The organism is Streptomyces sp. NPDC057900 (genome assembly GCF_042887885.1).
Classification (GTDB): Bacteria; Actinomycetota; Actinomycetes; order Streptomycetales; family Streptomycetaceae; genus Streptomyces.
This window is the reverse complement of sequence record NZ_JBHVOI010000007.1, coordinates 213,700-240,077: the sequence shown is the minus strand read 5'-3', so window position 1 is coordinate 240,077 and position 26,378 is coordinate 213,700. Positions and strand designations below refer to the sequence as shown.

The following is a 26,378-nucleotide window of genomic DNA, read 5'->3' as shown; positions in this document are numbered from 1 at the left end:
CCCGCGCGCCTGCTCCGTACGGCCCAACCGCTCACTGCGCGGGCGGCATGGCGGGCAGCGGGAGCGGCAGCCCCGGCAGCCCGTCGATGCTGGTGGCGATGTGGTCCTTCTTGGCGAAGTAGGCGCTGAGCGAGTCGTCGTCGTCACGCGAGAAGCGCTTGGCGTGCAGCGGCCTGTCCTCGTCGTACGACATGAAGGGGACCGCGTATCCGCAGCTGTCCCGGATCAGTTCCGCCGTCACCACGATGATCGCGCGCAGTCCGTGCCGGGAGGGGTCCACCCCGTCGAACCTCCCGAGCAGACCGGCAAAGCGGTCGTCGTCGCGGAAGACCGGCTCACCTCTGCCGTGCACCCGCACGATGGTCGGCGGCCCCTGGAAGGCGCACCACATCAGGGTGATCCGGCCGTTCTCGCGCAGATGGGCCACCGTCTCCGCGTTGCTCCCGGCGAAGTCCAGGTACGCCACGCGCTGTTCGTCCAGCACCACGAAGGAGCCGCTGACCCCCTTGGGGGAGAGGTTGACCGTGCCGTCACCGTCCAGCGGCGCGGACGCCGTGAAGAAGATGTGCTGCTCCTCGATGAAGGTCCGCAGCCGCCCGTCGATGCGTTCGTATGTCTTTCCCATGCGTTCGAGTATCTTCCCCGGATCCCGCGCGGGCAGGCGTATTTCAGCCGGTGGGACCGGAGCGGCCGCCCCCTGTTCGGCGCACCCCTCACCTGTGACTTTGGCAAACCATACGGAGGGACGTATAGTTATACGCGTCAGTGAGCGCACCGTGAGGAGGAAACCGTGACCGAGCGCGTCGTACTCGCCTACTCGGGCGGCCCGGACACCTCCGTCGCCATCGGCAGGATCGCGGACGGGACGCCGCCCGATGTGACCTGACCCGACCCCACCCCGTTACGTCACCGCCTCCCCGGCCGCCCGCGCGGGGAGGCGGTCGCACATCCACCCCCCTTGTTCTTCCGAGGAGCACGCAGTGAGCAACGGCAACGGCAACAGCGACGTACGCCTCTGGGGCGCCCGGTTCGCGGACGGCCCGGCCGAGGCGCTGGCCAGGCTGTCCGCGTCCGTCCACTTCGACTGGCGCCTCGCGCCGTACGACATCGCGGGTTCCCGCGCCCACGCGCGGGTCCTCAACAAGGCGGGGCTGCTCACGGAGGACGAGCTGAAGCGGATGACCGCAGGGCTCGACCAGCTGGAGGCGGACGTCGCGGACGGCTCGTTCACCGGCACCATCGCGGACGAGGACGTCCACACCGCCCTTGAGCGCGGCCTGCTGGAGCGGCTCGGCCCGGACCTCGGCGGCAAGCTGCGGGCCGGCCGCTCCCGCAACGACCAGATCGCCACGCTCTTCCGGATGTACCTGCGCGACCACGCCCGGATCATCGGCGGTCTCCTCGCCGAGCTCCAGGACGCACTGGTCGGCCTCGCCGAGGCCCACCCGGACGTGGCCATGCCCGGCCGCACGCACCTCCAGCACGCCCAGCCGGTGCTCTTCGCCCACCACATCCTGGCCCATGTGCAGCCGCTGTCCCGGGACGCCGAGCGGCTGCGCCAGTGGGACGAGCGGACCGCCGTCTCCCCGTACGGCTCCGGCGCGCTCGCCGGCTCCTCGCTCGGCCTCGACCCGGAGGCGGTCGCGGCGGACCTCGGCTTCGAGCGCGGCTCCGTGGCCAACTCCATCGACGGCACGGCCTCGCGGGACTTCGTCGCCGAATTCGCCTTCATCACCGCGATGATCGGGATCAATCTCTCCCGGATCGCGGAGGAGATCATCATCTGGAACACGAAGGAGTTCTCCTTCGTCACCCTCCACGACGCCTTCTCCACGGGCTCGTCGATCATGCCGCAGAAGAAGAACCCCGACATCGCGGAACTGGCACGGGGCAAGTCGGGACGGCTCATCGGCAACCTCACCGGGCTGATGGCCACGCTGAAGGCCCTGCCGCTCGCGTACAACCGCGACCTCCAGGAGGACAAGGAGCCGGTCTTCGACTCCTGCGACCAGCTCGAAGTCCTGCTGCCCGCCTTCACCGGCATGATGGCCACGCTCACCGTCAACCGCGAGCGCATGGAGGAGCTGGCCCCGGCCGGCTTCTCGCTCGCCACCGACATCGCGGAGTGGCTGGTCAAGCAGGGGGTGCCGTTCCGCGTCGCCCACGAGGTCGCCGGCGCCTGCGTCAAGGAGTGCGAGCGGCACGGCATCGAGCTCGACGAGCTGACCGACGAACAGTTCGCGAAGATCTCCGAGCACCTCACCCCCGAGGTCCGCACGGTCCTGGACGTGGCCGGCGCGCTGGCCTCCCGCGACGGCCGGGGCGGCACGGCCCCCTCCGCGGTCGCCGTCCAGCTGGCCGAGGTCAAGGAGGACCTCGCGACACAGCACGCCTGGGCCGCTGCCCGCAAGTAGCCGGACGGGCATCGCGGGCTACGTTGGTCGGGTGGGGCCTGTCCGGGCCGGGTCCGGGCAGGTGCGACACCATCACCTGTGCGGCAGGCCGGGGCAGGACGGCCCCGGCCGCGTTGCCCCACCGAACACGAGGAGCCCGCGATGCCCTTCGCCCGACTGGCCAGTACCACCACCCCGACCGCCCACATCGGGCTCGGCCTGGCAGCGGTCGGCAGGCCCGGCTACATCAATCTCCACCGTGACCGCGACCTGCCGGACGAGCGCACCGCCGACGCGCTGCGCGCCCGCACCCACGAACTGCTCGACGCCGCCTACGCCCAGGGCGTCCGCTACTTCGACGCGGCCCGCTCCTACGGCCGCTCCGAGGAGTTCCTCGGCGAGTGGCTGACGGCCCGGCCCGAGGTGCGCGACGTCGTCATCGGGAGCAAGTGGGGCTACACGTACACCGCCGACTGGAACGTCGAGGCCGAGGCGCACGAGGTCAAGGACCACAGCCTCGCCACGTACGAGCGCCAGCGCGCCGAGACCGCGGAGCTGCTCGGCGACCGGCTCGACCTCTACCAGATCCACTCCGTCACCGCGGACAGCCCGGCCCTGACGGACAAGGAACTGCACGCCCGCCTCGCCGCACTCGCCGCGGAGGGCGTCAGCGTCGGCCTCTCCACCAGCGGGCCCGCGCAGGCCGAGGCGATCCGGGCCGCCCTCGCCGTCACGGTCGACGGAGAGCCCCTCTTCCGTACGGTCCAGGCCACCTACAACGCGCTGGAGACCTCGGCCGGACCGGCGCTGGCCGACGCGCACGCCGCCGGGCTCACCGTGATCGTCAAGGAGGCCATGGCCAACGGCCGGCTGGCGGGCACGGAGGCCCCGGCCGTGGTGCGGGAGATCGCAGAGGAGGAGGGGCTGGGCAGCGACGCGGTGGCCCTGGCGCTGGTGCTGCACCAGCCGTGGGCCGGGGTCGTGCTCTCCGGTGCCGCGACCGTCACCCAGCTCGCCGGCAACCTGCACGCCGCCGTCCTCGGCCTCGACGAGGAGCGGCGCGCCCGGCTGGACGCGCTGGTGGAGGAACCGGAGGCCTACTGGCGCCACCGCGCGTCGCTGCCCTGGAGCTGAACCGTCCGCCCCCTCACCACGGTTCCGGGCCCGGTGGTCACATCCGGCGGGTCCGTGGCGTCAAGGTGATGAGAACACCTGACACGGGAGGACGGCTGTGGACGAGATCGAGTTCCTGGCGGCGCGGTTCGAGGAGAACCGCACCCATCTGAAGGCCGTGGCCCATCGGATGCTCGGCTCGTCGAGCGAGGCGGAGGACGCGGTCCAGGAGGCCTGGATCCGGCTCTCCCGGTCGGACAGCGCGGCGATCGAGAACCTGGGCGGCTGGCTGACGACCGTGGTCGGACGGGTCTGCCTGGACATGCTCCGCTCGCGCCGCGTCCGCCGCGAGGAGCCCCTGGAGATCGGGATGCCGGAGGCGCCGGAGCCCGGTCCGGCGTCGGTCCCGGAGCCCGGCGGGGACCCGGAGCAGCAGGCGCTGACCGCCGACTCGGTGGGGCTCGCGCTGCTGGTGGTCCTCGAAACGCTCGACCCGGCCGAGCGGCTCGCCTTCGTGCTGCACGACATGTTCGCGGTGCCGTTCGACGAGATCGCCCGCATCGTGGACCGCACCCCGGCCGCCGCCCGGCAGCTCGCCAGCCGGGCCCGCCGCCGGGTGCGGGGCGTCGCCCCCGAGCCCGGCCCGGGGGCGGTCCGCCGCGAGGTCGTGGACGCCTTCCTGGCGGCCGCCAGGGGCGGGGACTTCGAGGCGCTCGTCGCCGTGCTCGACCCCGATGTCGTGTCCCGGTCCGGCAGCGGCGCCGGAGAGGCCACCACGGTGGTGCGTGGCGCGGCGAACGTGGCGCGGCGGGCGATCATGTTCGCGCCGTACGCCAGGTCGGCGCGGTTCGCGCTGCTCGACGGGGCCCCGGCGGTCATCGCGGCGCGCGAGGGAGAGGGCTTCTCCGTCATGCGGTTCACGATCGAGCGCGGGAAGGTCGTCGAATTGCTCGTCATCAGCGACCCGGCCGGGCTGGCCGGCCGCGATCTGGTCCTCCTCGACGAGTGAGGCGGCGCGGCCGGCCCCGGCGTCAGGGGCTCGTGAGGATGACGAGCTGCCGGGTCGCCCTGGTCATCGCGACATAGCGGTCGACGGCTCCCTCGATGCCCTCACCGAACGTCTGCGGGTCGATGAGGACGACCAGGTCGAATTCGAGCCCCTTGGTCAGCTCCGGGGCCAGCGACCGGACGCGGGTGGTCGGCTCGAACCCGGGATCGCCGACGACGCAGGCGATCCCGTCGGCATTGGCGGCGAGCCAGTTGCCGAGGACCTGGCCCAGGTCCGCCGTGGAGCCGTGCGTGACAGGGATCCCGCTGCTGCGGACGGAGGCCGGCACGTTGGCGTCCGGGAGCACGGCCCGGATGACCGGCTCGGCCTCCGCCATGATCTCTTCCGGCGTCCGGTAGTTGATGCTCAGGGAGGCCAGGTTGATCCGGTCCAGCCCGACCCGCTTCAGCCGTTCCTGCCACGACTCGGTGAACCCGTGCCGGGCCTGGGCGCGGTCCCCGACGATGGTGAAGCTCCCGGACGGGCACCGGAGCAGCAGCATCTGCCACTCCGCGTCGGTCAGCTCCTGGGCCTCGTCCACGACGACGTGTGCGAACGGCCCGGCGAGCTCGTCCGGTTCGGTGCCGGGGGCGCCGCTGTCGTCGACCAGGGCCTCCTGGAGGTCCTTCCCGTGCAGCATCGTCACGGCGCCCTCGCCGTCGTCGTCCGCCTGGAGCAGGGTGTCGATGACCTTGTCCATGTGCTCGCGGTCGGCGGCGAGCGCCGCCTGGTGCCGGCGGCTGCGGCGGGACGCCTCGGGGTCGCCGAGGCGCTGCCGGGCCGCGTCCAGGAACGGCAGGTCGGACACCGTCCACGCCTGGGCGTCCGCCCGCTGGAGCCGGGCGACCTCTTCGCGGCTGAGCCAGGGAGCGCATCTGCGCAGGTAGGCGGGGACCGACCAGAGGTCCCCGACGACGTCGGCCGCCTCCAGCAGCGGCCAGGCGCGGTCGAAGGTGGTGAGCAGCTCCCGGTTCTTCAGCAGCGACTTGCGCAGTACGGCGTCCGAGACGTCGCCCTCGTGCTTCTCGACCAGGATGGTGAGCAGCTCGTCGCGGACCTGGTCGCGCGCCTCGTTGTGCGGAGTGCCGGGTTCCGCCGCGTCGAACGCCACGGCCCAGTCGGCGGCGGTCAGCTGGATGTCCGACCAGTGGGTGGTGACCGTCATCCCCTTGGCCGGCGGCTCCTCGTAGAACCTGGCGGCCGCGTCGACCGCCGCCACCAGCTTCCCGGAGGACTTCAGGCGGGCCACCTCCGGATCGGTCTCCGGCCCCGCGGCCGCCCCCTCGGTGACCAGGTCCCGCAGGGTGCACGTCTGCACGCCCTCCTCACCGAGGCTGGGCAGTACGTCGGCGACGTAGCCCAGGTAGGGCTGGTGCGGGCCGACGAACAGCACGCCGCCCCGGCGGTGACCGAGCCGGGGGTCGGAGTAGAGGAGGTAGGCGGAACGGTGCAGGGCGACGACCGTCTTGCCCGTACCGGGGCCCCCGTCGACGACGAGCGCGCCGCGCGAGCCCGCGCGGATGATGGCGTCCTGGTCGGCCTGGATGGTGCCCAGCACGTCCCGCATCCGGGCCGAGCGGTTGCTGCCCAGGCTGGCGATGAACGCGGACTGGTCGTCGAGCGCGGCGTGCCCGGCGAACCCCTCCGAGGTGAACACCTCGTCCCAGTAGTCGCTGATCCGGCCGCGGGTCCAGCGGTACCTGCGGCGGCTCGCCAGCCCCATCGGGTTGGCGTGGGTGGCGCCGAAGAACGGCTCGGCCGCGGGGGAGCGCCAGTCGATGAGCAGCCGGCGGCCCGAGCTGTCGGTGAGGCCGAGCCGTCCGACGAACAGCGGCTCGCCGTCGTCCGCCGCGACCATGTGCCCCAGGCACAGGTCGAGGCCGAAGCGGCGCAGCGCCCGCAGACGGGCGGTCAGCCGGTGGATCTCCACGTCCCGGTCCATCGCCTGCCGGCCCGCGCCGCCGGGCGTCCTGCGCTCGGCGGCGAGGCGCTCGGTGAGTTCGGCGATCGACTCGTCGAGGCACTCGGCGATGGCGGCGAAGTGTTCCTCGTCGCCGGCGATCAGGGCCGGGTCCGCCTTGGAGGAGAGGCGGTCGGGAAGGTCGAACGCGCTGGTGGTCAGGGGGTTCACGTCATCAGCTCCGAACTGGGCCGCTCGCAGTCGATGTGCGCAGCGGGGCGCCTGGACCGGCGCGGTGTACCTGGTGGCAGGGAAGGGACGAGGTTCGTCAGCGGTTCGGTATCACCGCGCGACCCGCAGGCCGGCAACAGCACACGCACTCCGTGACTCACCCATCTCCGCCGAATACTGGCCTTCGGCCGATGATTCTGCGCCATGACGGGGGCCTTGTGGCAAGCCCCCCCATGCGCTATAAGTTAAAAGTGGCAAGGAGTGGGTTCGTGCTCACGAACCTCCCGCCCGGAGCCCGGCACTTCCAGCCCGGCACTTCCGGGGCCGATCACCACGACGATCTCCACGATACGGGCCTGTGGCCCGCTCCCCTCACCGCCCGGCGCTACCGCCGGATGACGGACAACGGGATCTCTACGCCGTACAGCGGCCTCCTGCGACCTCCCCCGGCCACCTTCGGCACCCCGAATGAGACATCATCGTCTCACTTGGGCTAATCTCGTCTCATGACTCTCGATCGTGAGCAGGTACTGCGCAGCGCCGCGGCCCTGCTGACCCGTAAATCGACCGCCACCATGGACGAGGTCGCCAAGGCCGCCGGTATCGGACGTGCCACCCTGCACCGGCACTTCGCCGGGCGGGACGCCCTGGTCAGGGCCTTGGAGGAGCTGGGGATCCAGGAGTTCGGGGCGGCGCTCGACCGGGCCGGGCTCGACGAGGGCACCTCGGAGGAGGCGCTGCGCCGGTTCGTCGCGGCCGTCGAGCCGAGCGCCGGACTGCTCTCCTTCCTCGTCACCGAGAACCAGCTCTTCGAGGGCGGCGAGATGAACGAGGGCTGGGACCGGCTGGACGCACGGGTCTCCGCCTTCTTCCGGCGCGGCCAGGAGCGCGGCGAGATCCGCATCGACCTGACCCCCGCCTGGCTGACAGAGGCCCTCTACGGGCTCATCGGCACCGGCGCCTGGGCCGTCCAGGTGGGACGGGTGGCCGCGCAGGACTTCCAGTACATGATCGTCGAGTTGCTGCTCGGCGGCGCACGCCGGAGCGTGGAGCAATGAGCAGCATGGAACAGCACCCGGAGCCACCGACCGAGCTGCGCCGCCCCGGGCGGTGGCTCGCGCTGTCCGTGCTCGTGCTCGCCGTGCTGCTGGTGGCCGTCGACGCGACCGTGCTCGGTCTGGCGACCCCGTTCCTCAGCGAGGACCTGGAGCCCACCGGCACCCAGCTGCTCTGGATCGGTGACATCTACTCCTTCGTCATCGCCGGACTCCTGGTCTCCATGGGAAGCCTCGGTGACCGCATCGGCCGCAAGAAGCTGCTGCTCTGCGGAGCCACCGCCTTCGGCGCGGTCTCGGTGCTCAACGCCTACGCGATGACGCCGGAGATGATGATCCTGGCGCGTGCCCTGCTCGGCGTCGCCGGCGCCACCCTGATGCCGTCCACCCTCGCCCTGATCCGCAACATCTTCCACGACGCGCGCGAACGCAGCCTCGCCATCGGCATCTGGGGCGCGATGGCCTCGGCCGGCGCGGCGGTCGGCCCGGTCGTCGGCGGATTCCTCCTGGAGCACTTCTGGTGGGGCTCGGTCTTCCTGATCAACCTGCCGGTCATGGCGGTGCTCGTCGTCGTCGGGATCAAGCTGATCCCCGAGTCGAAGAACCCGGCGCCCGGACCGTGGGACGTGATGAGCGTCGGCCTCTCGCTGGTCGGCATGTTCGGAGTCGTGTACGCGATCAAGGAGCTGGCGGCGCACGGCGCCAGCTGGCCGGTCGCGCTCGCGGGCGTCGGCGGTGCGGCCGCACTCGTCTGGTTCGTACGCCGGCAGTTCCGCCTCCCCGCGCCGCTGCTGGACATGCGCCTCTTCCACCACCGGGGCTTCTCTGGCGCCGTGCTCGCGGACCTGCTGACCATCCTCGGCCTGTCCGGGCTGGTCTTCTTCCTCTCCCAGTTCCTGCAACTGGTCCAGGGCCGGGGACCGCTGGAGGCGGGACTTGCCGAACTGCCCGCCGCCGTCGGCGCGGTCACCGCGGGCCTGCTGGCCGGGACCACCGCCCGCCGCTTCTCCGTGCGGTCCGTGGTGTCCGGGGGGCTCGGGGCCATCGGCCTGTCGCTGGCCGCGGTCGCCGCCATCCACAAGGAGACCGCGTACCCGCTGATCGGCGCCCTGCTGCTGATCGTGGGCGTGGGCGCGGGCTTCGCCTTCACCGTGACCTCCGACGTGATCCTCTCCAGCGTCCCCAAGGAGCACGCGGGCTCCGCGTCCGCGGTCTCCGAGACGGCGTACGAGCTGGGCGCGGCGCTCGGCATCGCCCTGCTCGGCTCCGTCGTCACCGGGGTCTACCAGGACTTCGCCACTCCGGCGGGGGTACCGGCCGCCACCTCGTCGGCCGCCCACGAATCACTGGGCGGCGCCGTCGAGGCGGCCAAGACGCTCACGGGGCAGCAGGGGGCGGACCTGGTCTCCGCGGCCCAGGACGCGTTCGTCGACGGACTGCGGCTGGCCTCCGCCGTGGGCGCTGTCGTCCTGGTGGCGACGGCGGTCGCGGCCTGGTTCCTGCTGCGCGGCCAGGAGCTGGAGGAAGGCATCGTGCACGACTGACGGCCGGCCGGGTGGCACCGGTACGCCGAAGGGTCCGTACCCCCGACCGGGGTACGGACCCTTCCGCAGGACTGAGCGGGCTCAGGCGGCCTTGGCCTTCGTCGCGTAGATGTCGACGTACTCCTGACCGGACAGCCGCATCACCTCGGCCATCACCGAGTCCGTCACCGCCCGCAGCACATAGCGGTCGCGGTCCATGCCCTCGTAGCGGGAGAACTCCATCGGCTCACCGAAGCGCACCGTGACCTTGCCCGGCCGGGGCAGACCGGAGCCGCCCGGCTGGAGCTTGTCCGTACCGATCATCGCGAACGGCACGACCGGCGCACCCGTCATCAGCGTCAGCCGCGCGATGCCCGTCCGGCCCCGGTAGAGGCGGCCGTCGGGGGAGCGGGTGCCCTCCGGGTAGATCGCGAACGCCTTGCCCTCGTCCAGCACCCGGCGCCCGGTCATCAGCGCCGCGACACCGCCCCGGCCGCCGTCCCGGTCCACCGGGATCATGCCGACGCCCGTGAAGAACCAGGCCATCAGGCGGCCCTTGAGGCCCTTGCCGGTGACGTACTCGTCCTTGCCGATGAAGTAGACCGGACGTTCGCAGCAGATCGGCATGATCATCGAGTCGATGAACGTGAGGTGATTTCCCGCCAGGATCACCGGCCCGGTTCCCGGAATGTTCTCGATGCCTTCCACCCGCGGCCGGAACATCAGGCGCAGGATCGGTCCGAGCACTGCCTTGATGAGTGCGAGTCGGGACAACGGTTCCTCCGGTGTAGTGGCCGGGCCCGGCCGAGCGACGGATTGAGCGGTCCATGCAGGTGAGGACGATACTCGCGGGTACTCGCTGATCGCACATCGGGTTCACGCAGTGGATACGCAGTGTTGACGTGTGTTTGCGCCACGTTGGCCCGGGTGCCGCCGTCCGGACGGCCCAGCTGCCTACGCTCGGGCCCCGCTCGACAGATGCCGGACATCATATGCGAGGAGCATTCATGACAGAGCGTGCGCACGCCACACCCGGACGACGGACCGTCATGGGCGTGGGAGCCGCCGTACTCGGAACCGCGGCCGCCGGGCTGTCCGGGACGGCGCGGGCCGCCGGGAACACCGCGGAGCGCCCCGGCGGCCACGGCGGCTCCGGACACCGCCTCGACCTGCCGGTGCCGACCGTCATCGGACACCGGGGCACCAGCGGATACCGCCCGGAACACACCCTCGGCTCGTACCAGCTGGCCCTCGACATGGGCGCCCACGTCATCGAGCAGGACCTCGTGCCGACCCGGGACGGGCACCTCGTCTGCCGCCACGAGAACGACATCACCGCCACCACCGACGTCTCCGCGCACCCCGAGTTCGCGAGCCGCAGGACCACCAAGACCGTCGACGGCATCCCGCTCACCGGATGGTTCACCGAGGACTTCACCCTCGCCGAACTGAAGACACTGCGGGCCAAGGAGCGCATCCCGGGCAACCGCCAGAAGAACACCCTGTACGACGGCCGCTGGGAGATCCCCACCTTCGAGGAGGTCCTGCGCTGGGCCGACCGCGAGGGCCGCAAGCGCGGGAAGCCGGTCTGGCTGTACGTCGAGACCAAGCACCCCACCTACTTCCGCGGCCTCGGCCTCGGTCTTGAGGAACGCCTCGTCAAGCTGCTGCGCCGCTACGACCGCCACCGCGCCCAGTCGCCGCTCATCCTCCAGTCCTTCGAGCCCAGCAGCATCCAGCGGCTGTCGAAGCTCGTCGCCACTCCGCGCGTCGTCCTCCTCTCCGGCACCGGCACCCAGCCCTGGGACTTCACGGCGACCGGGGACCCGCGCACCACCGACGACCTGGTGAAGCCCGCGGGCCTGAAGTGGATGGCGTCCTTCGCCCAGGGCATCGGGCCCACCCTGGACCTGATCATCCCCAAGGACGCGTCCGGCAGGCTCGCGGAACCCACCACCCTGGTGCGCGACGCGCACGCCCGGGGGCTGGTCCTGCACCCCTACACGATGCGCAACGAGAACACCTTCCTGCCCGCGGACTTCCGGCGCGGCAGCGACCCCAACGCGTACGGCGACGCGTTCGGCGCCTTCGCCGCGTACTTCGCGACGGGCATCGACGGGATCTTCTCCGACAACCCGGACACGGCGCTGCTCGCGGCGGCGGACTTCGCAGGCGAGTAGGGCCGTCCGGGGTACGTGCCCGTCAGCATCCGGCCGGGTGCGCCCCGGTCGGGTGGTACGGGGCCGGTTCGGCAACCGGCCGCCGCAGAGCGGCGTCGGGTGGGTGCATGACGCTTCTCGATCTTTCCGCCGTACCGCCCCGGCCCGCCCCGGCAGCCGTCGTCCGGACCCTGTACCCGCTGGTCAGCGCCGAGGCCGGGGCCGAGGCGGCGGCCTCGGCCACCGGCGCCGCCGTCGACCGCGCCGATCTCGAACAGGCCGTCTGGCTGCGGCTGCTGGAACGGCTGCCCGAGCAGGGACCGCCGAAGGACGCCGCCCGCTGGGTCCGGGAAACCGTGCGCGGGGAGGCCCGCCGGGCCCGCCGCGCCGTCCGCAACGAGCGGCCCTACCGCGACGAGACCGCCCCCGACCCGGCCGGCTGCCCGGAACGGGCCTTCGCCGGCGCCGAACAGCGCCGGTTACTGCGTGCCGCGGTCGACCGGCTCCCGGCCCGCTGCGCCCGCCTGCTGAGTGCGCTGCTGGCCCCGAACGATCCCACCTACCGCGAGATCGCAGGGGAGTTGGCTATGTCACAGGGGAGTTTGGGCCCGATCCGTTCCCGATGCCTTGGATGTCTGCGCAGAATGCTGGCGGCGGAGGTTGTAGCTCCTGAACCGCGGGGAAAGGAGCGGTAGACAACCGGCGGATCAGATGAGCGGGAGGCGTGCGCGGATGGGCATGAGCGTGATCATCTCGGCGGCGGGCACACAGGACGCCGAACAGATCTTGAAACTCCAGTACCTCAGCTTTCAGAGCGAGGCGGAGCTGTACGGGAACTACCGGATCGACCCACTCGTCCAGACCCTCGACTCACTGCGCGCCGAAATCGCCACGGACCTGGTGTTCGTGGCACGGCTCGGTGAGGAAGTCGTCGGTTCGGTACGCGGATCCGCGGACCAGGGCGGCACCGGACTGATCGGCCGGCTCTGCGTCCACCCCAGGCTCCAGGGGCACGGCCTCGGCGCCCGGCTGCTGCGGGCCGCGGAATCCGGCCTGGCGGACCAGCGCGCGGCCACCCGCTTCCAGCTGCACACCGGTCACCTCAGCGAGGGGAACCTGCGGCTCTACCGCCGGGCCGGTTACGCCCCCGTGGGCAACGCGACCGGCCACGACGGCGTCCGGATGATCCTGCTGGAGAAGGAGGCCTCCGCCGCCGCGTACGTGACCAGCGCCTGACCCGCCCGGCGGCCACGCGGTCCTCGCGCGGCGGCTACGCGGTCCTCGCGCGGCGCAGCCAGATCATCCCGGTGACCGGCAGGATCACCGGGATGAGCAGGTAACCCGCGCCGAAGTCCGACCAGACCGTGGCATCCGCGAACGCGGACGGCTCCACCAGCGTCCACGTACCCACGATCAGGACGCCGGCGAGCTCGGCGGCGCAGCACACCAGCGCCGTCCTGCGCGCCCGCTCCCCGCCGCGCACCAGCGAATACGTGATGAAGCCGTAGACGAGCGCGGCGACCGCCGACAGCACGTAGGCCAGCGGGGCCTTGCCGAAGTCCAGGATCATCTGGACGATCGAACGGGACGCCGCCGCCACGGTGAACACGCCGTAGAACCAGACCAGTACCCGGCCCGGACCGGTGCCCAGGTCGAAGGACTTCTTCTCGCCGGTGTCCGCCGCGGGGGTGCTATCGGTGTCGGTCACGGTCAGTTTCCCCAGATGTCGTAGAGCCGTACTTCGAGAACGGCCAGTACGACCGCGCCCGCCGCCACCGTCACCGAACCCCACCGGGTCCGCTCGCTCAGCGACAGGAACCCCGCCGCCGGTACGGCGAGGAAGGCCCCGACCAGATACGCGATGAAGATGGTCATGCCCTGCTCCGGCCGCTCACCGCGGGCCAGCTGCACCATCCCCACCACCAGCTGGGCCAGCGCGAGCACCGAGACCACGGCCATCCCGATGAAGTGCCAGTCCTTGGTCGGCTGGTCCCGGTAGGCGGCGAATCCGCACCAGGCGGCGAGGGCGAGGGCGGCCACGCCGACCGCGATCGTCAGGGCGTCAAGCATGAGCCGAGGGTATTACGGGCCGGACCGCCCGCCGCGTGCGCCCCCGCACCCGCACCGGGATCGTGGCCTTGGCCACAGGACGGGGCCGGGCCGCCCAGGGGCCCGATTGCGTCACCGGCCGCCCGCTCCCCGTATCAGTGCAGTTCAGAGCGGTGCGACGAGAAAGAGAGATGGCCGACACCGTGCGCCCTGTGCGTCATCCACGACCGTCCGCTATTCGGACATCCGGTCGGGGTGGACCGTTACGTCTGTTTTACTTGGGACATGACCACGACGAGCAGCCGCACCCTTGCGACCGAGGCGATCACGACGCCCGGTGCTCGTTGTATGTGTCGAATGCGCGCCTTCTGAGGGCCCCCGCCTGAGCCTCGCGCCCCGAAGCGAGACCGAGCCCGAGCCGTCCGCACCCAGCGGAACGAGCCTGCTCCGGCACGCCGCCCCGCGGTCACCACCGCGCCGGGCCGTGCCGAGACCCCGCTCGAAACGTCCGATCGAAGTCCGAAGCCCCACCGGACGAATGCCCCGTGCCCGGCGGACACCGCGCCGCGCACTCGACAGTGACGGAAACCCTGTGATCACCACTACGGGCCTCACGAAGGTCTACCAGTCGCGCGACCGTGAGGTCACCGCTCTGGACGGCGTCGACCTCCATGTCCGCGAGGGCGAGGTGTACGGCGTCATCGGACAGAGCGGCGCCGGAAAATCGTCCCTCATCCGCTGCGTCAACCTGCTGGAGCGCCCCACCTCCGGCACCGTGACCGTCGCCGGCCAGGACCTCACCGCCCTCGCGGGACGGGGCCGCCGGGCCGGCAAGGAACTGCGCGAGGCCCGCAGCCGCATCGGGATGGTCTTCCAGCACTTCAACCTGCTGGCCTCCCGCACCGTGCGCGACAACGTCGAACTCCCGCTGGAGATCCTCGGCGTCACCGGCCGCGAACGCACCCGCAAGGCCCTCGAACTCCTCGACCTGGTCGGCCTCTCCGACAAGGCCAAGGCCTACCCCGGCCAGCTGTCCGGCGGCCAGAAGCAGCGCGTCGGCATCGCCCGCGCACTCGCCGGCGACCCCAAGGTGCTGCTCTCCGACGAGGCGACCTCGGCGCTCGACCCCGAGACCACCCGCTCCATCCTCCAGCTGCTGCGCGACCTCAACCAGCAGCTCGGCCTCACCGTCCTGCTCATCACGCACGAGATGGACGTCGTCAAGACCGTCTGCGACTCCGCCGCGCTGATGCGCGGGGGCCGCATCGCCGAGTCCGGCACCGTCGGCGAACTGCTCGCCACCCCCGGCTCCGAACTCGCCCACGAACTGTTCCCGGTCGGCGGCAGCGCCTCCGGTCCCGGCAGCACGGTCGTCGACGTCACCTTCCACGGCGACGCCGCCGCCCGGCCGGTGATCTCCCAGCTCTCGCGTACGTACAACATCGACATATCGATCCTGGGCGCGGCGATGGACACCGTCGGCGGCAGGCAGGTCGGCCGGATGCGCATCGAACTGCCCGGCCGGTTCGAGGAGAACGTCGTGCCCATCGGCTTCCTGCGCGAACAGGGCCTGCAGGCCGAGGTCGTCGAGGACACCGACGCCGAACCCGCAACGATTCCCGCACCGCTCACCAAGGAGGTGGCGAAGTGACCTGGTCCGAAATGCAGCCGCTGCTGACCCAGGGCACCGTCGACACCCTGTACATGGTCCTGTGGTCGGCGGTCGTCACCGTGCTGGTCGGACTGCCGCTCGGCGTCCTGCTCGTCCTCACCGACAAGGGCGGACTGCTGAGGAACGTCCCGGTGAACAAGGTCATCGGCGTGATCGTGAACATCGGCCGCTCGCTGCCGTTCATCATCCTGCTGATCGCGCTGATCCCCTTCACCACCTGGGTGGTCGGCACCTTCATCGGCCCGACCGCGATGATCGTGCCGCTGGCCGTCGGCGCCATCCCGTTCTTCGCGCGGCTCGTCGAGACGGCGGTCCGCGAGGTCGACCACGGGCTCGTCGAGGCCGTCCAGTCCATGGGCGGATCCATCCCGACGATCGTCCGCAAGGTCCTGCTGCCGCAGGCGCTGCCCTCCCTGGTCTCCGGCGTCACCACCACCGTCATCGTGCTCATCGGCTACTCCGCGATGGCCGGCGCGGTCGGCGGCGAGGGGCTCGGCTCCAAGGCCGTCACCTACGGATTCCAGCGCTTCGACAACCAGTTCATGCTCATCACCGTCGCGCTCCTGATCGTCATCGTGACCGTGATCCAGCTGATCGGCGACACCGCCGTACGCCTGCTGGCCCGCCGGGGCCGCACCACCTCCTGAGACTTCTCTCCTCCGAGCCCGCACTCCTTGTCCGGGCGTACCACCATCACCACCTGAAAGAGGCACTCTTCGTGCGCAAGAACATCAAGATCACCGCAGCTGCCGCCGCCACCGCCGCCCTCGCCTTCGGCCTCACCGCCTGCGGCACGGACTCCGACCCGGCGTCCAAGAGCGAGACCGGCGCCAAGGCCGACACCTCCAAGGCCCTCGTCGTCGCCGCGTCCCCGACGCCGCACGCCGACATCCTGGGCTTCGTCAAGAAGAACCTGGCGGCCAAGGCCGGCCTCAAGCTGGAGGTCAAGGAGTTCACGGACTACGTCCTGCCGAACACCGCCACCGAGACCGGCCAGGTCGACGCCAACTTCTTCCAGCACCAGCCCTACCTCGACGACTTCAACAAGAAGAACAACACCCACCTGGTCTCCGTCGGCACCGTCCACCTGGAGCCCCTCGGCCTCTACTCCAAGAAGGTCAAGGACCTGGGTGACATCAAGTCCGGCCAGACCATCGCCGTGCCGAACGACACCACCAACGAGGGCCGCGCGCTCCAGCTGCTCGCGCAGAACGGCCTGATCACCCTCAAGGACGGCGTCGGCACCAGCGCCAAGCTGAGCGACATCACCGACAAGAAGGGCCTCAAGTTCAAGGAGCTGGAGGCCGCGACCGTCCCCCGCGCCCTGAACGACGTGGACGCCGCCGTCATCAACGGCAACTACGCCATCGAGGCCAAGCTCAAGCCCGCCACCGACGCCCTCGCGATCGAGAAGGCCGACGGCAACCCGTACGCCAACATCGTCGCCGTCAAGAAGGGCAACGAGAAGGACGCCCGCGTCCAGAAGCTCGTGAAGCTCCTGCACTCCGACGAGGTCAAGAAGTTCATCGAGGACAGCTACCAGGGCTCGGTCATCCCGGCCTTCGGATCCGCCGCCAAGTCCTGACCCCCACGCGGCATTTGCCCGACGAGCCCCGCACACCCCGCCCGGGTGTGCGGGGCTCCGCCGTGCGGACCCGCCCATGCACAGGCCCGGCCCGATGCTGCATGCTGTGCCTTTACACGGTCTTCGGCATGGAGCTGCGCATGACTTCCACCTTTCCGGACATCTCCATCAGCACGGATCGGTTGGTGCTGCGCCCCTTCGACATGGCTGACGTCCCCGCGTACATCGAGATGATGAACGACGAACTCGTCACGGCCTGGACCGAGGCACCCCACCCGTACACCCAGGTCGACGCCGAACGCTGGGTCCGCAGGATCGCCCCCGCGCAGCGCACCAAGGGCGACGGCATCGTCTTCGCCGTCACCGAGTTCCTCACCCAGCGCCTCGTCGGCTCTGTCCGGCTGCACAACACCGACTGGCGGACGCTGGCCACGGAGGCCGCCTACATCACCGCCCCCTGGGCGCGCGGCGAGGGATACGCCACCGAGTCCGTGCTGGCCCTCGCCCAGTGGCTCTTCCGCGACCAGGGCTTCGAGCGGATAGAGCTGCGCACCGCCGCCGACAACACCGCCTCCCAGCAGGTCGCCCAGAAACTCGGCTGCATCAGCGAGGGGATCCTGCGCAACGCGCGGATAGCCCGCTCACAGACCGAGGACGGCGGATGGGCCGACATCAGGACCGACCTGATCGTCTGGGGCCTGCTCCCCGAGGATCTGGAGGGAGTCGCCGAGCAGCTCGCCGACGCCGGTGGATACGGTACGTACAACGACTGGAACTGATCCCTCCCCGGCTCCGCACCGCACCGGCACGGACCGGGTCCGTCCGCCGTGCCCGCCTCCGGGCGACCATCCCCGCCTGCACCGACTCCAGGAGACTGACGACAGATGGCCGACCGGGTCACAGTGATCGGCTGGGACGGCTCACCCCTCAACCGAGCGGCCACCGCCGCGCTCTCGGCCGCCACGCTCGTCGCCGGAGCCGCCCACCACCTCGCGCTGCCCGAAGTGCCGCACGACGCGGAACGGATCCGGCTCGGCTCGATCGACCTGGCCGCGCGCCGGATCGCCGGCCACCGGGGCAGCGCCGTGGTCCTCGCCGACGGCGACCCCGGATTCTTCGGCGTCGTCCGCACACTGCGCGCGCCCGAACACGGCCTCGAAGTCGAAGTGGTGCCCGCCGTCTCCTCCGTCGCCACCGCGTTCGCCCGCGCCGGCATGCCGTGGGAGGACGCCCAGACCGTCGTCGCGCACCCCCGCACCCTGCGCCGCGCGGTGAACGTCTGCCGCGCCCACCACAAGGTCGCCGTCCTCACCTCGCCCGGCGCGGGCCCCGCCGAACTGGCCCTGCTGCTCGAAGGCGTCCACCGCACGTTCGTCATCTGCGAGGAGCTCGGCACCACCCGCGAACAGGTCACCGTCGTCACTTCTGAGAGGGCCGCCGACCACGTCTGGCGCGACCCCAACGTCGTCATCGTCATCGGCGGCGGCCCGGAACAACGGGCCGACGGAGCGTGGATCGCCGGCCGCCACCCCGCCTACCCGCAGGGCGTACGCGGCTGGGCGCTGCCCGCGGGCGCCTACCGCGGCGAGGGGGCGGAACCCGTGGGGGAGAGCGGCGAGGGCGAGACCCCCGGACTGCGCGCCGCCCAACTCGCCCACCTCGGCCCCCGGACCGGCGACCTGGTCTGGGACATCGGCTCGGGCAGCGGCGCCCTGGCGGTGGAGGCGGCCCGGTTCGGCGCCGCGGTCCTCGCCGTGGACGGCGACCGGGCCGCCTGCGACCGCACCGCGGCGGCGGCGCGGGCCTTCGGGGTCCAGCTCCAGGTGGTCGAGGGCCGCGCCCCGCACGTGCTGGAGCGGCTGCCCGAGCCCGATGTCGTACGGATCGGAGGCGGCGGCGTCCCCGTCGTCACCGCTGTCGCGGACCGCAGACCGGAGCGGATCGTCACCCATGCCTCGACCCGGGACGAGGCCGAGGCGCTGGGCGCCGCCCTCACCGAGAACGGATACACAGTCGCCTGCTCGCTCCTGCAGTCCGTCGAACTCGACACGTCCGCATGGTCGGAGCGCGAACGCTCGGTCGTCTTCCTGCTGTCCGCACTGCGTTCGGATCTCGCCCCCTGACCCTGTCGGTACACGGCGGGAGGTAGGCTGGCCGATCGTTGCACCGCACCCGGATCATCGTCGCTTCGTTCGTCAATGTCCGGAAAAGGGGACCGTTTTGGCCCCCGTTGTGGTACGGCGAAACCGGGGGACGCGCAACGTGGCGCAGTCCACAGCGAGCCGTGGCGAAATGAGCTGCCGCGGCGGCGAACGACCGCGAGAATGCAGTATGTCCGCGACCGTTTCGTGCCGCGCGGCGCGTCGGCTCGTTCCACTGGACGAGCGCCTGTGTGCCGTGTTCGGGCGACCCGGGCGAAGGGCCGAAGGAGCACTGACGATGGGCGAGGGGTACGCATGAGTGACACCGGCCAGATCCCGGGCGAGGGACTGCCGGAGAACGCGGGCATGGTGGAGCAGCCGGGCGTCCCCGCCCCGGACGGCTACACCTTCCTCGATCCCTCCGACCTCGATCCCTCCGAGCAGGCGCCGGAGGACGACGACCTTCTGCTGATGCCCAGCCCCCAGGGCGCCTGGAGCGAGCCGCAGGCCGCCCTGCCCGAGCAGGGCGGTTACCCGTCCCGGCTGCCGGGCGACGACCACCCGGCGCAGCACCAGAGTGCCGTGCAGAACCAGGGCCACGCGCAGCCTCAAGGCGCCGTGCAGACCCAGGGTCCCGTGCAGCTCCAGGAGCAGGCGCAGGTCCAGGTGCCCGCGTACGCGACGCACGCGCCCGCGGAGCCGCTGCCGCGGACCGGCCAGGGGACCCATGAGTCCGGCGGCCGCGATTCGGGCTCCGTCGACCTCAGCGGCGTCCGCATCCCGTCGCCCGTTCCCGCCCCGGCGCAGAACCAGGTGCCGGTCGCCCAGGCCCAGACCCAGGCGCCCGTGCGCCGGCCGCTGCACCGCGGCCCGGCCTCGCCCGAGCCGGCCTACGGCGGTACGTCGGGCGGCGGCGTGGTCCGTTCGCTCGCGGACCGGGGCCCTGCGGGCGCGCCGCAGGCCCAGGTTCAGGCCCAGGCCCAGGCCCCGGCGTCCGCTCCCGCTCCCGCGCGGCACGCGGGACCGGTCACGGCCGAGCCCGAGTACTTCGAGATGACTGCCGAGGAATCGGCCGCGCTGCCGGGCCCGCAGCTCGGCGAGATCCCGCCGCAGGGGAACCAGTGGGCGGCCCAGCCGCCGCAGCAGGCGGCCGAGCCGGCAGTGGCTCAGGAACCGCGGCCAGAAGCAGAAACGGTCGTCCCGGAGACGGCCGCGGAGCCCGTGCCGGTACCCGCGCCCGAGCCGGTCGTCGCCGAGGAGCCCGCCGCCGTTCCGGTGGCGGCGGAGGTTCCGGCGGAGGATCCGGTCGAGGCCCTGCCGGAACCGGCTGCCCAGCCCGTACCGGCACCGGTCGAGGCTGTCGTCGACGCGCCGCCCGCAGAGGTGGCACCGGTGGAGGCCGCATCCGTGGACGCGGCTCCCGTGGACGCGGCACCCGCCGAGGTGGCGCCCGTCTACGTGGCGCCCGCAGAGGTGGCTGCGACCGAGGTGGCTGCGACTGAGGTGGCTCCGACCGAGGTGGCCCCGGCTGAGGAGGCTCCGACCGACATCGCTACGGTCCAGACTGCTCCGGTCGACGCGCCGCCGGTGGAGCCGGTGCCGGACGGTGCGCCCGAGGGCCGCTCCGTCCCGGTGGAGGGCTCGCTGCCGACTGCCCCGCACCCGGCCCCCTCGCCCGTCGTCGAACAGCCGGTCGAGCCCGAGGCGGTCGTGGAGGCCGCGCCCGAGGTCCGGACGTTCGCCATGGAGCCGGTGCCCGTCGAGACGGCGGAGGTGGCGGAGGCCGAGACGGGTCCCGAGGTCATCGAGACCCCGGACCTGACGGCCACCACGGAAGCCGTGCCCGCGCAGGTGGCCGAGGCCGAGCCCGTCGCCGGACAGCCCGAGCCGGTCGTACCGCACACCCCTGAGCCCGTACAGCCGGAGCCGGTGCAGCCGGAGCCCGTGAACGACATCCAGGCCGCCGACGCGCCTGAAGCACCCGCCGAAGCACCCGAGGTTCTCCCGGAGGCCGAAGCAGAGGTCGAGGCAGAGGCCGAAGTAGAGGCCGAGGCGGAGGCCGATCCCGAGATCGGTCCCGAGGCGCCCGTCACCTCGCCCCCCGCGCCCGGCTACGACGACGCCGAGCGCGAGGCCGTCCTGCGCGTCATGCGCGAGCGCCGCGACATCCGCAACGGCTTCCGCAGCGACCCGGTCCCGCACGAGGTCCTGCTGCGCGTCCTGGAGGCGGCGCACACCGCGCCCAGCGTCGGGCACTCGCAGCCCTGGGACTTCGTCGTCATCCGTTCCGCGGAGACCCGCCGCTCCATGCACGAACTGGCACAGCGCCAGCGCGACGCGTACGCCAAGTCGCTCCCCAAGGCCAGGGCGAAGCAGTTCAAGGAACTGAAGATCGAGGCGATCCTCGACACCCCGGTCAACATCGTCGTCACCGCCGACCCCACCCGTGGCGGCCGCCACACCCTGGGCCGGCACACCCAGCCGCAGATGGCCCCCTACTCCTCGGCGCTCGCCGTCGAGAACCTGTGGCTCGCCGCACGGGCCGAGGGGCTCGGCGTCGGCTGGGTCAGCTTCTTCGACGAGCGCGAGATGGTCCGTTCCCTCGGCCTGCCCGAGCACCTCGAAGTCGTCGCGTACCTCTGTGTCGGTTACGTGGACGAGTTCCCGGAGGAGCCCGAGCTGATGCAGGCGGGCTGGTCCAAGCGCCGCCCGCTGTCCTGGGTCGTCCACGAGGAGACGTACGGCCGCCGCGCCCTGCCCGGCGAGGAGCCGCACGACCTGCTGCAGGAGACCATCTCCAACATCCGGCCGCTGGACGCCAAGGCGCTCGGCGAGGCGTGGGAACGCCAGAAGCGGATGACCAAGCCGGCCGGCGCGCTCGGCATGCTGGAGATCATCTCGGCGCAGCTGTCCGGGCTCTCCCGGATGTGCCCGCCGCCGATCCCGGAGCCCGCCGCCGTCGCGATCTTCGCCGGCGACCACGGGGTGCACGCCCAGGGCGTCACGGCGTGGCCCCAGGAGGTGACCGGCCAGATGGTCGCCAACTTCCTCGGCGGCGGCGCGGTCTGCAACGCCTTCGCGGCCCAGGTCGGCGCCGAGGTGTGCGTGGTCGATGTCGGGGTGGCCGCGGAACTGCCCGCGACGCCCGGTCTGCTGCCCCGCAAGGTGCGCGCCGGGACGGCCGACTTCACCACCGGCCCCGCGCTCACCCGCGAGGAGGTCCTCGCGGCGATCGAGGTCGGTATCGAGACCGCCCGCGATCTGGTCGCGGCCGGCAACAAGGGCCTGCTCACCGGTGAGATGGGCATCGCCAACACGACGGCGTCGGCCGCCCTGATCTGCGTGTACACCGGGATGGACGCGGCAGAGGTGACCGGTCGCGGCACCGGCATCAACGACGAGATGCACGCCCGCAAGGTCGACGTGGTCCGCCGCGCCCTCGACCTGCACCGGCCGGACCCGGCCGATCCGATCGGCGTGCTCGCGGCCGTCGGCGGCTTGGAGCACGCGGCGATGGCCGGGTTCCTCCTCGGCGGGGCCTCGCTCCGTACGCCGGTCATCCTCGACGGCGTCAGCGCGGGCGCCGCCGCCCTGGTGGCCCGTGCCATCGCGCCGGAAGCCCTGGCCGCCTGCATCGCGGGCCACCGCAGCGCCGAGCCCGGCCACGTCGCCGCGCTCAACAAGCTGGGCCTGCGCCCGCTGGTCGACCTCGACCTCCGCCTCGGCGAGGGAACGGGTGCGCTGCTGGCGCTGCCGATCGTGCAGAGCGCGGCCCGCGCGATGCACGAGGTGGCGACGTTCGACTCGGCGGGCGTCACGGAGAAGTAGGACCCCCGCTCCTCAATCGCCGGAAGGGCTGCAATACCCGGCCTCGCCGGCGTTTGAGGCGCGGAGCCCCGGTTACGGGAAGGGGCGGGGAGGGGAACAAGCCCGCCGCGGGCGCACCCGCCCCACCCCGTATCGTGAACCCGCACGTCACAGCCGCTCCACCGCCGCAGCGGCCCGCACACCGCACTGCACGAGGAGCCCGCACCGCCATGGCCGAGCACGCCGTTCACCCCGCGTACCCCGTCGGACTGCGCCTGAGCGGGCGCCGCGTAGTCGTCGTCGGTGGCGGCCAGGTCGCTCAGCGCCGGCTCCCCGCCCTCATCGCGGCCGGTGCGGACATCGTCCTCGTGTCGCCGTCCGCCACCGCGTCCGTCGAGGCGATGGCGGACGCGGGCGAGATCCGCTGGGAGCGCCGGGTGTACGCCGACGGGGACCTGACGGACACCTGGTACGCGCTCATCGCGTCCGACGACACCGCGGCCAACGACGCCGCCTCCGCGGAGGCCGAGCGCACCCGCACCTGGTGCGTCCGCAGCGACGACGCGGACGCCGCCACCGCCTGGACCCCCGCCACCGGCCGCAGCGAGGACATCACCGTCGCCGTGCTCACCACCGACGGGCAGGGCGGCCGCGACCCGCGCCACTCCGCCGCCGTCCGCGACGCCATCGTCGAGGGCCTGCGCGACGGCACCCTCGCCGCACCCCACCACCGCACCAGGACCCCCGGCGTCGCCCTGGTCGGCGGCGGTCCCGGCGACCCCGACCTGATCACCGTCAGAGGCCGCCGTCTGCTGGCCGAGGCCGACGTCGTCATCGCGGACCGGCTCGGCCCGCGCGACCTGCTGGACGAACTCCCACCGCACGTCGAGGTGATCGACGCCGCGAAGATCCCGTACGGCCGCTACATGGCGCAGGAAGCGATTAACAACGCGCTGATCGAACACGCGAAGGCCGGAAAGGCGGTCGTCCGGCTCAAGGGCGGCGACCCGTTCGTCTTCGGGCGCGGCATGGAGGAGGCCCAGGCGCTCGCCGCGGAGGGCATCGCCTGCACCGTCGTCCCCGGCATCTCCAGCTCGATCTCGGTGCCGGGCGCGGCCGGTATCCCGGTCACGCACCGAGGCGTCGCCCATGAGTTCACCGTGGTCAGCGGCCACGTCGCCCCCGAGGACGAGCGTTCGCTGGTCGACTGGTCGGCCGTCGCCCGGCTGCGCGGCACCCTGGTCCTCCTGATGGCCGTCGACAAGATCGGCGCCATCGCCCGCGCGCTCATCGCCCACGGCAAGGACCCCGAGACCCCCGTCGCGCTGGTCCAGGAAGGGACCACGGCCGCCCAGCGCCGCGTCGACGCGACGCTCGCGACCGTCGGCGAACGGGCCGAGGCTGAGGACGTGCGCCCGCCCGCGGTCATCGTCATCGGCGACGTCGTCGCGGTCGGCACGACCAGCACGGGAAGTTCCGCCGAGTAACCATCGGTAACGGATCTTCCTCCAGACCGTTGGCACCACACACCGGACAAGGCAGTATCAACCTGTGGCTGATCTCATCACCGTCGACGACCCCGACGACCCCCGACTGCGCGACTACACCGGCCTGACAGACGTCGAGCTCCGGCGCAGGCGAGAGCCCGCCGAGGGCCTCTTCATCGCCGAGGGCGAGAAGGTGATCAGACGCGCCAGGCAGGCCGGGTACGAGATGCGGTCCATGCTGCTCTCGGCGAAGTGGGTCGACCTGATGCGCGACGTCATCGACGAGGTACCGGCCCCCGTGTACGCGGTCAGCCCGGAGCTGGCCGAGCGCGTCACCGGCTACCACGTGCACCGGGGCGCCCTTGCCTCCATGCAGCGCAAACCGCTGCCGGCCGCCGACGAACTGCTGCGCACCACCCGCCGCGTGGTCGTCATGGAGGCCGTCAACGACCACACGAACATCGGGGCGATCTTCCGCAGCGCCGCCGCTCTCGGCATGGACGCCGTCCTGCTCTCACCGGACTGCGCCGACCCGCTGTACCGACGCTCGGTCAAGGTCTCGATGGGCGCGGTCTTCTCCGTCCCGTACGCCCGGCTCGACACCTGGCCCAAGGCGCTGGAGACGGTACGGGAGGCGGGGTTCAAGCTGCTCGCCCTGACACCCGACGAGAAGGCCAGCAGCATCGAGGAGGCGGCGCCGCACCGGATGGACCAGGTGGCCCTGATGCTCGGCGCCGAGGGGGACGGACTCTCCACCCAGGCCCTCGTCGCCGCCGACGAATGGGTGCGCATCCCGATGGCCCACGGCGTCGATTCGCTGAACGTGGGCGCGGCCGCCGCCGTCGCCTTCTACGCGGTGGCCACCGGCCGCCCGGAGAGCTGACGCCCGCAGGGGTACGGCTACTGCCCGTTCAGGCCCTGGCTCTGTCCCGGGTTCTGACTCGGGCCCGCACCGAGGCCGCGCGCCGGCCCCTGGCAGCCCTGGGCCGCCGCGATGCCCAGCGCCACCAGCAGCGTCACCACGACGAAGACCACGAGCCGCTGCCGCAGCAGCCGGGGATTGGCCGGACGCCGTCCGGTCGAGGTCGAACGCGTCCCGGGCCGGGTGCCCTGCCTGCCCTTCGTCCCGTTCGCGCCCTGCGGCCGCTTGCCGGAACCCGTCGTGCCGCGCGGCTGCCGCTCCGGGCGCGAACCCCCGGTGCGCGGCGAGGAGGGACGCGGCGGCGCGGTCTGCCGGTTCTGCGGGCGCGACACCGGGCCGGGACCGGGTGCGCGGCGGGTCTGCTGCTCGGTGTACGGGCCGTCCAGCCGGCCGGTCGGCCGGTCCGCCTCCTGCGCGGAGCGCTGGGCCGGGGGCCGGCTCTCGTGCAGACCCTGCGCCTCCCGCGCGGCGATCTCCTTGAGCCGCATGGAGAGTTGGAGCGTGCTCGGCCGCTCCTCCGGATCCTTCGCCAGACAGGCGCTCACCAGCGGGGCGAGCGCGTCGTGGACGTCGTACAACTGCGGTTCCTCGTGCACCACGCGGTAGAGCATCACCTCGGAACTGCCGTGCCCGAACGGTGAATCGGCCATCGCCGCGTACGCCAGCGTGGCGCCGAGCGAGAAGACGTCCGTCGCGGGCGTCACCGCCGCGCCCCGCACCTGCTCGGGGGCGAGGAAACCGGGCGATCCGACGGCCGTGCCGACGTGCGTGAGGGTGGAGGCGCCGGTCGCCCAGGCGATCCCGAAGTCGATGATCCGCGGGCCCTTGGGGGAGAGGAGGATGTTCGACGGCTTCAGGTCACGGTGGACGACCCCCGCCTCGTGTACGGCCACCAGCCCCTCGGAGAGCGCCGCCCCGATCGAGGCCACCTCCGCGGCCGACAGGGGGCCCTCCTCCGCCACCTTGTCGTGCAGCGAGGGCCCCGGCACGTACTGCGTGGCGAACCACGGGCGCTCCGCCTCCAGATCGGCGGCCACCAGCCGGGCCGTACAGCCGCCGCGGATCCGCCGGGCGGCGGACACCTCACGGGCGAACCGCGAGCGGAACTCCTGGTCCTCCGCCAGATCCGGGCGGATCACCTTCAGCGCCACCCGCTGGCCGCGCCGGTCCGAACCGAGGTAGACGACACCCATGCCGCCCGCCCCGAGCCGTCGGTGCAGCCTGAACGAACCGACGACACGCGGGTCCTCGCGCCGGAGCCGCATCATCGCCATGTCTGCCCATCCCCGCTGC

22 protein-coding genes are annotated in these 26,378 nt (G+C 72.1%); 16 read left to right on the top strand and 6 right to left on the bottom strand.

The genetic code is table 11. The features are described from left to right. Positions 1-31: 31 nt before the first annotated feature. Positions 32-625: a pyridoxamine 5'-phosphate oxidase family protein gene (locus ACFVQ0_RS25670; RefSeq protein ID WP_390091554.1), complete on the bottom strand. Its 594-nt coding sequence runs from the start codon at positions 623-625 to the stop codon at positions 32-34. Between the two features lie 355 nt (positions 626-980). On the opposite strand from ACFVQ0_RS25670, the gene argH reads away from it, so the two are divergent. From argH to ACFVQ0_RS25655, 3 genes are all read left to right on the top strand, one after another. Continuing rightward, entirely contained in the window at positions 981-2,414 is a 1,434-nt protein-coding gene (gene argH / locus ACFVQ0_RS25665; protein ID WP_390091553.1) for an argininosuccinate lyase, read from the top strand. Between the two features lie 141 nt (positions 2,415-2,555). Next, on the top strand, positions 2,556-3,527 hold the full coding sequence (locus ACFVQ0_RS25660) for an aldo/keto reductase (protein ID WP_390091552.1): 972 nt from the start codon (positions 2,556-2,558) through the stop codon (positions 3,525-3,527). A gap of 97 nt (positions 3,528-3,624) precedes the next feature. After that, positions 3,625-4,515, top strand: coding sequence for a sigma-70 family RNA polymerase sigma factor (locus tag ACFVQ0_RS25655; RefSeq protein ID WP_390091551.1), 891 nt, complete (start codon positions 3,625-3,627; stop codon positions 4,513-4,515). A 22-nt stretch (positions 4,516-4,537) separates the two neighbouring features. Here ACFVQ0_RS25655 and helR read toward each other — a convergent pair whose 3' ends face one another. Then, positions 4,538-6,685 carry an RNA polymerase recycling motor ATPase HelR gene (helR, locus tag ACFVQ0_RS25650; protein WP_390091550.1) on the bottom strand — a complete coding sequence of 716 codons (2,148 nt, stop codon included), beginning with the start codon at positions 6,683-6,685 and terminating at the stop codon, positions 4,538-4,540. A 506-nt stretch (positions 6,686-7,191) separates the two neighbouring features. On the opposite strand from helR, the gene ACFVQ0_RS25645 reads away from it, so the two are divergent. Both ACFVQ0_RS25645 and ACFVQ0_RS25640 read left to right on the top strand, forming a co-directional pair. After that, the gene (locus ACFVQ0_RS25645) at positions 7,192-7,743 is read left to right on the top strand and encodes a TetR/AcrR family transcriptional regulator (RefSeq protein ID WP_390091549.1); all 552 of its coding nucleotides are present in this window, start codon (positions 7,192-7,194) and stop codon (positions 7,741-7,743) included. Further along, the gene (locus tag ACFVQ0_RS25640) at positions 7,740-9,284 is read left to right on the top strand and encodes an MFS transporter (RefSeq protein WP_390091548.1); all 1,545 of its coding nucleotides are present in this window, start codon (positions 7,740-7,742) and stop codon (positions 9,282-9,284) included. The genes ACFVQ0_RS25645 and ACFVQ0_RS25640 overlap by 4 nt, the downstream gene beginning before the upstream one ends. A gap of 81 nt (positions 9,285-9,365) precedes the next feature. On the opposite strand, the gene ACFVQ0_RS25635 is transcribed toward ACFVQ0_RS25640, so the two are convergent. Then, positions 9,366-10,037 carry a lysophospholipid acyltransferase family protein gene (locus ACFVQ0_RS25635; RefSeq protein ID WP_311306720.1) on the bottom strand — a complete coding sequence of 224 codons (672 nt, stop codon included), beginning with the start codon at positions 10,035-10,037 and terminating at the stop codon, positions 9,366-9,368. A gap of 233 nt (positions 10,038-10,270) precedes the next feature. On the opposite strand from ACFVQ0_RS25635, the gene ACFVQ0_RS25630 reads away from it, so the two are divergent. The 3 genes from ACFVQ0_RS25630 (at position 10,271) to ACFVQ0_RS25620 (ending at position 12,658) form a co-directional block, all read left to right on the top strand. Beyond that, a complete protein-coding gene (locus ACFVQ0_RS25630; RefSeq protein WP_390091547.1) occupies positions 10,271-11,443 on the top strand; it encodes a glycerophosphodiester phosphodiesterase in 1,173 nt (390 codons plus the stop codon). 107 nt (positions 11,444-11,550) lie between these two features. Further along, positions 11,551-12,117: a sigma-70 family RNA polymerase sigma factor gene (locus ACFVQ0_RS25625; RefSeq protein ID WP_390091546.1), complete on the top strand. Its 567-nt coding sequence runs from the start codon at positions 11,551-11,553 to the stop codon at positions 12,115-12,117. 37 nt (positions 12,118-12,154) lie between these two features. Next, positions 12,155-12,658: a GNAT family N-acetyltransferase gene (locus ACFVQ0_RS25620; protein ID WP_390091644.1), complete on the top strand. Its 504-nt coding sequence runs from the start codon at positions 12,155-12,157 to the stop codon at positions 12,656-12,658. Positions 12,659-12,692: 34 nt separating this feature from the next. Here ACFVQ0_RS25620 and ACFVQ0_RS25615 read toward each other — a convergent pair whose 3' ends face one another. Both ACFVQ0_RS25615 and ACFVQ0_RS25610 read right to left on the bottom strand, forming a co-directional pair. Next, complete coding sequence (locus ACFVQ0_RS25615; protein WP_390091545.1) at positions 12,693-13,130, bottom strand: hypothetical protein; 438 nt, start codon at positions 13,128-13,130, stop codon at positions 12,693-12,695. Positions 13,131-13,132: 2 nt separating this feature from the next. Beyond that, positions 13,133-13,492, bottom strand: coding sequence for a hypothetical protein (locus ACFVQ0_RS25610; RefSeq protein ID WP_390091544.1), 360 nt, complete (start codon positions 13,490-13,492; stop codon positions 13,133-13,135). 571 nt (positions 13,493-14,063) lie between these two features. On the opposite strand from ACFVQ0_RS25610, the gene ACFVQ0_RS25605 reads away from it, so the two are divergent. The 8 genes from ACFVQ0_RS25605 to ACFVQ0_RS25570 all read left to right on the top strand — a co-directional run bounded on the left by ACFVQ0_RS25605 (position 14,064) and on the right by ACFVQ0_RS25570 (position 25,046). Then, a complete protein-coding gene (locus ACFVQ0_RS25605; RefSeq protein WP_390091543.1) occupies positions 14,064-15,122 on the top strand; it encodes a methionine ABC transporter ATP-binding protein in 1,059 nt (352 codons plus the stop codon). Beyond that, complete coding sequence (locus ACFVQ0_RS25600) at positions 15,119-15,790, top strand: methionine ABC transporter permease (protein ID WP_390091542.1); 672 nt, start codon at positions 15,119-15,121, stop codon at positions 15,788-15,790. Before ACFVQ0_RS25605 ends, ACFVQ0_RS25600 begins: the two co-directional genes overlap by 4 nt. 71 nt (positions 15,791-15,861) lie before the next feature. Then, positions 15,862-16,728: a MetQ/NlpA family ABC transporter substrate-binding protein gene (locus ACFVQ0_RS25595; RefSeq protein ID WP_390091541.1), complete on the top strand. Its 867-nt coding sequence runs from the start codon at positions 15,862-15,864 to the stop codon at positions 16,726-16,728. Between the two features lie 101 nt (positions 16,729-16,829). Beyond that, on the top strand, positions 16,830-17,507 hold the full coding sequence (locus ACFVQ0_RS25590) for a GNAT family N-acetyltransferase (protein ID WP_024488847.1): 678 nt from the start codon (positions 16,830-16,832) through the stop codon (positions 17,505-17,507). Between the two features lie 105 nt (positions 17,508-17,612). Continuing rightward, positions 17,613-18,851: a precorrin-6y C5,15-methyltransferase (decarboxylating) subunit CbiE gene (gene cbiE / locus ACFVQ0_RS25585; RefSeq protein WP_390091540.1), complete on the top strand. Its 1,239-nt coding sequence runs from the start codon at positions 17,613-17,615 to the stop codon at positions 18,849-18,851. A 333-nt stretch (positions 18,852-19,184) separates the two neighbouring features. Continuing rightward, positions 19,185-22,697, top strand: coding sequence for a nicotinate-nucleotide--dimethylbenzimidazole phosphoribosyltransferase (cobT, locus tag ACFVQ0_RS25580; RefSeq protein ID WP_390091539.1), 3,513 nt, complete (start codon positions 19,185-19,187; stop codon positions 22,695-22,697). A 209-nt stretch (positions 22,698-22,906) separates the two neighbouring features. Then, positions 22,907-24,163 (top strand): uroporphyrinogen-III C-methyltransferase, encoded by a 1,257-nt coding sequence (gene cobA, locus ACFVQ0_RS25575; protein WP_390091538.1) that lies wholly within the window; start codon positions 22,907-22,909, stop codon positions 24,161-24,163. Positions 24,164-24,227: 64 nt separating this feature from the next. Beyond that, positions 24,228-25,046, top strand: a complete 819-nt coding sequence (locus ACFVQ0_RS25570) for an RNA methyltransferase (RefSeq protein ID WP_024490659.1) — start codon at positions 24,228-24,230, stop codon at positions 25,044-25,046. Positions 25,047-25,063: 17 nt separating this feature from the next. On the opposite strand, the gene ACFVQ0_RS25565 is transcribed toward ACFVQ0_RS25570, so the two are convergent. Next, complete coding sequence (locus ACFVQ0_RS25565) at positions 25,064-26,359, bottom strand: protein kinase (RefSeq protein ID WP_390091537.1); 1,296 nt, start codon at positions 26,357-26,359, stop codon at positions 25,064-25,066. Positions 26,360-26,378: the final 19 nt, after the last annotated feature.

Excerpts from the sequence above, each read along its gene's own strand:
- ACFVQ0_RS25640 (WP_390091548.1), top strand. The coding sequence starts at position 7,740 with ATGAGCAGCATGGAACAGCACCCGGAGCCACCGACCGAGCTGCGCCGC.
- ACFVQ0_RS25670 (WP_390091554.1), bottom strand. The coding sequence starts at position 625 with ATGGGAAAGACATACGAACGCATCGACGGGCGGCTGCGGACCTTCATC.
- ACFVQ0_RS25590 (WP_024488847.1), top strand. The coding sequence starts at position 16,830 with ATGCTGTGCCTTTACACGGTCTTCGGCATGGAGCTGCGCATGACTTCC.
- ACFVQ0_RS25625 (WP_390091546.1), top strand. The coding sequence starts at position 11,551 with ATGACGCTTCTCGATCTTTCCGCCGTACCGCCCCGGCCCGCCCCGGCA.
- cbiE (WP_390091540.1), top strand. The coding sequence starts at position 17,613 with ATGGCCGACCGGGTCACAGTGATCGGCTGGGACGGCTCACCCCTCAAC.
- ACFVQ0_RS25565 (WP_390091537.1), bottom strand. The coding sequence starts at position 26,359 with ATGGCGATGATGCGGCTCCGGCGCGAGGACCCGCGTGTCGTCGGTTCG.
- ACFVQ0_RS25645 (WP_390091549.1), top strand. The coding sequence starts at position 7,192 with ATGACTCTCGATCGTGAGCAGGTACTGCGCAGCGCCGCGGCCCTGCTG.
- cobA (WP_390091538.1), top strand. The coding sequence starts at position 22,907 with ATGGCCGAGCACGCCGTTCACCCCGCGTACCCCGTCGGACTGCGCCTG.
- ACFVQ0_RS25610 (WP_390091544.1), bottom strand. The coding sequence starts at position 13,492 with ATGCTTGACGCCCTGACGATCGCGGTCGGCGTGGCCGCCCTCGCCCTC.
- ACFVQ0_RS25660 (WP_390091552.1), top strand. The coding sequence starts at position 2,556 with ATGCCCTTCGCCCGACTGGCCAGTACCACCACCCCGACCGCCCACATC.
- cobT (WP_390091539.1), top strand. The coding sequence starts at position 19,185 with ATGAGTGACACCGGCCAGATCCCGGGCGAGGGACTGCCGGAGAACGCG.
- ACFVQ0_RS25630 (WP_390091547.1), top strand. The coding sequence starts at position 10,271 with ATGACAGAGCGTGCGCACGCCACACCCGGACGACGGACCGTCATGGGC.
- ACFVQ0_RS25620 (WP_390091644.1), top strand. The coding sequence starts at position 12,155 with ATGGGCATGAGCGTGATCATCTCGGCGGCGGGCACACAGGACGCCGAA.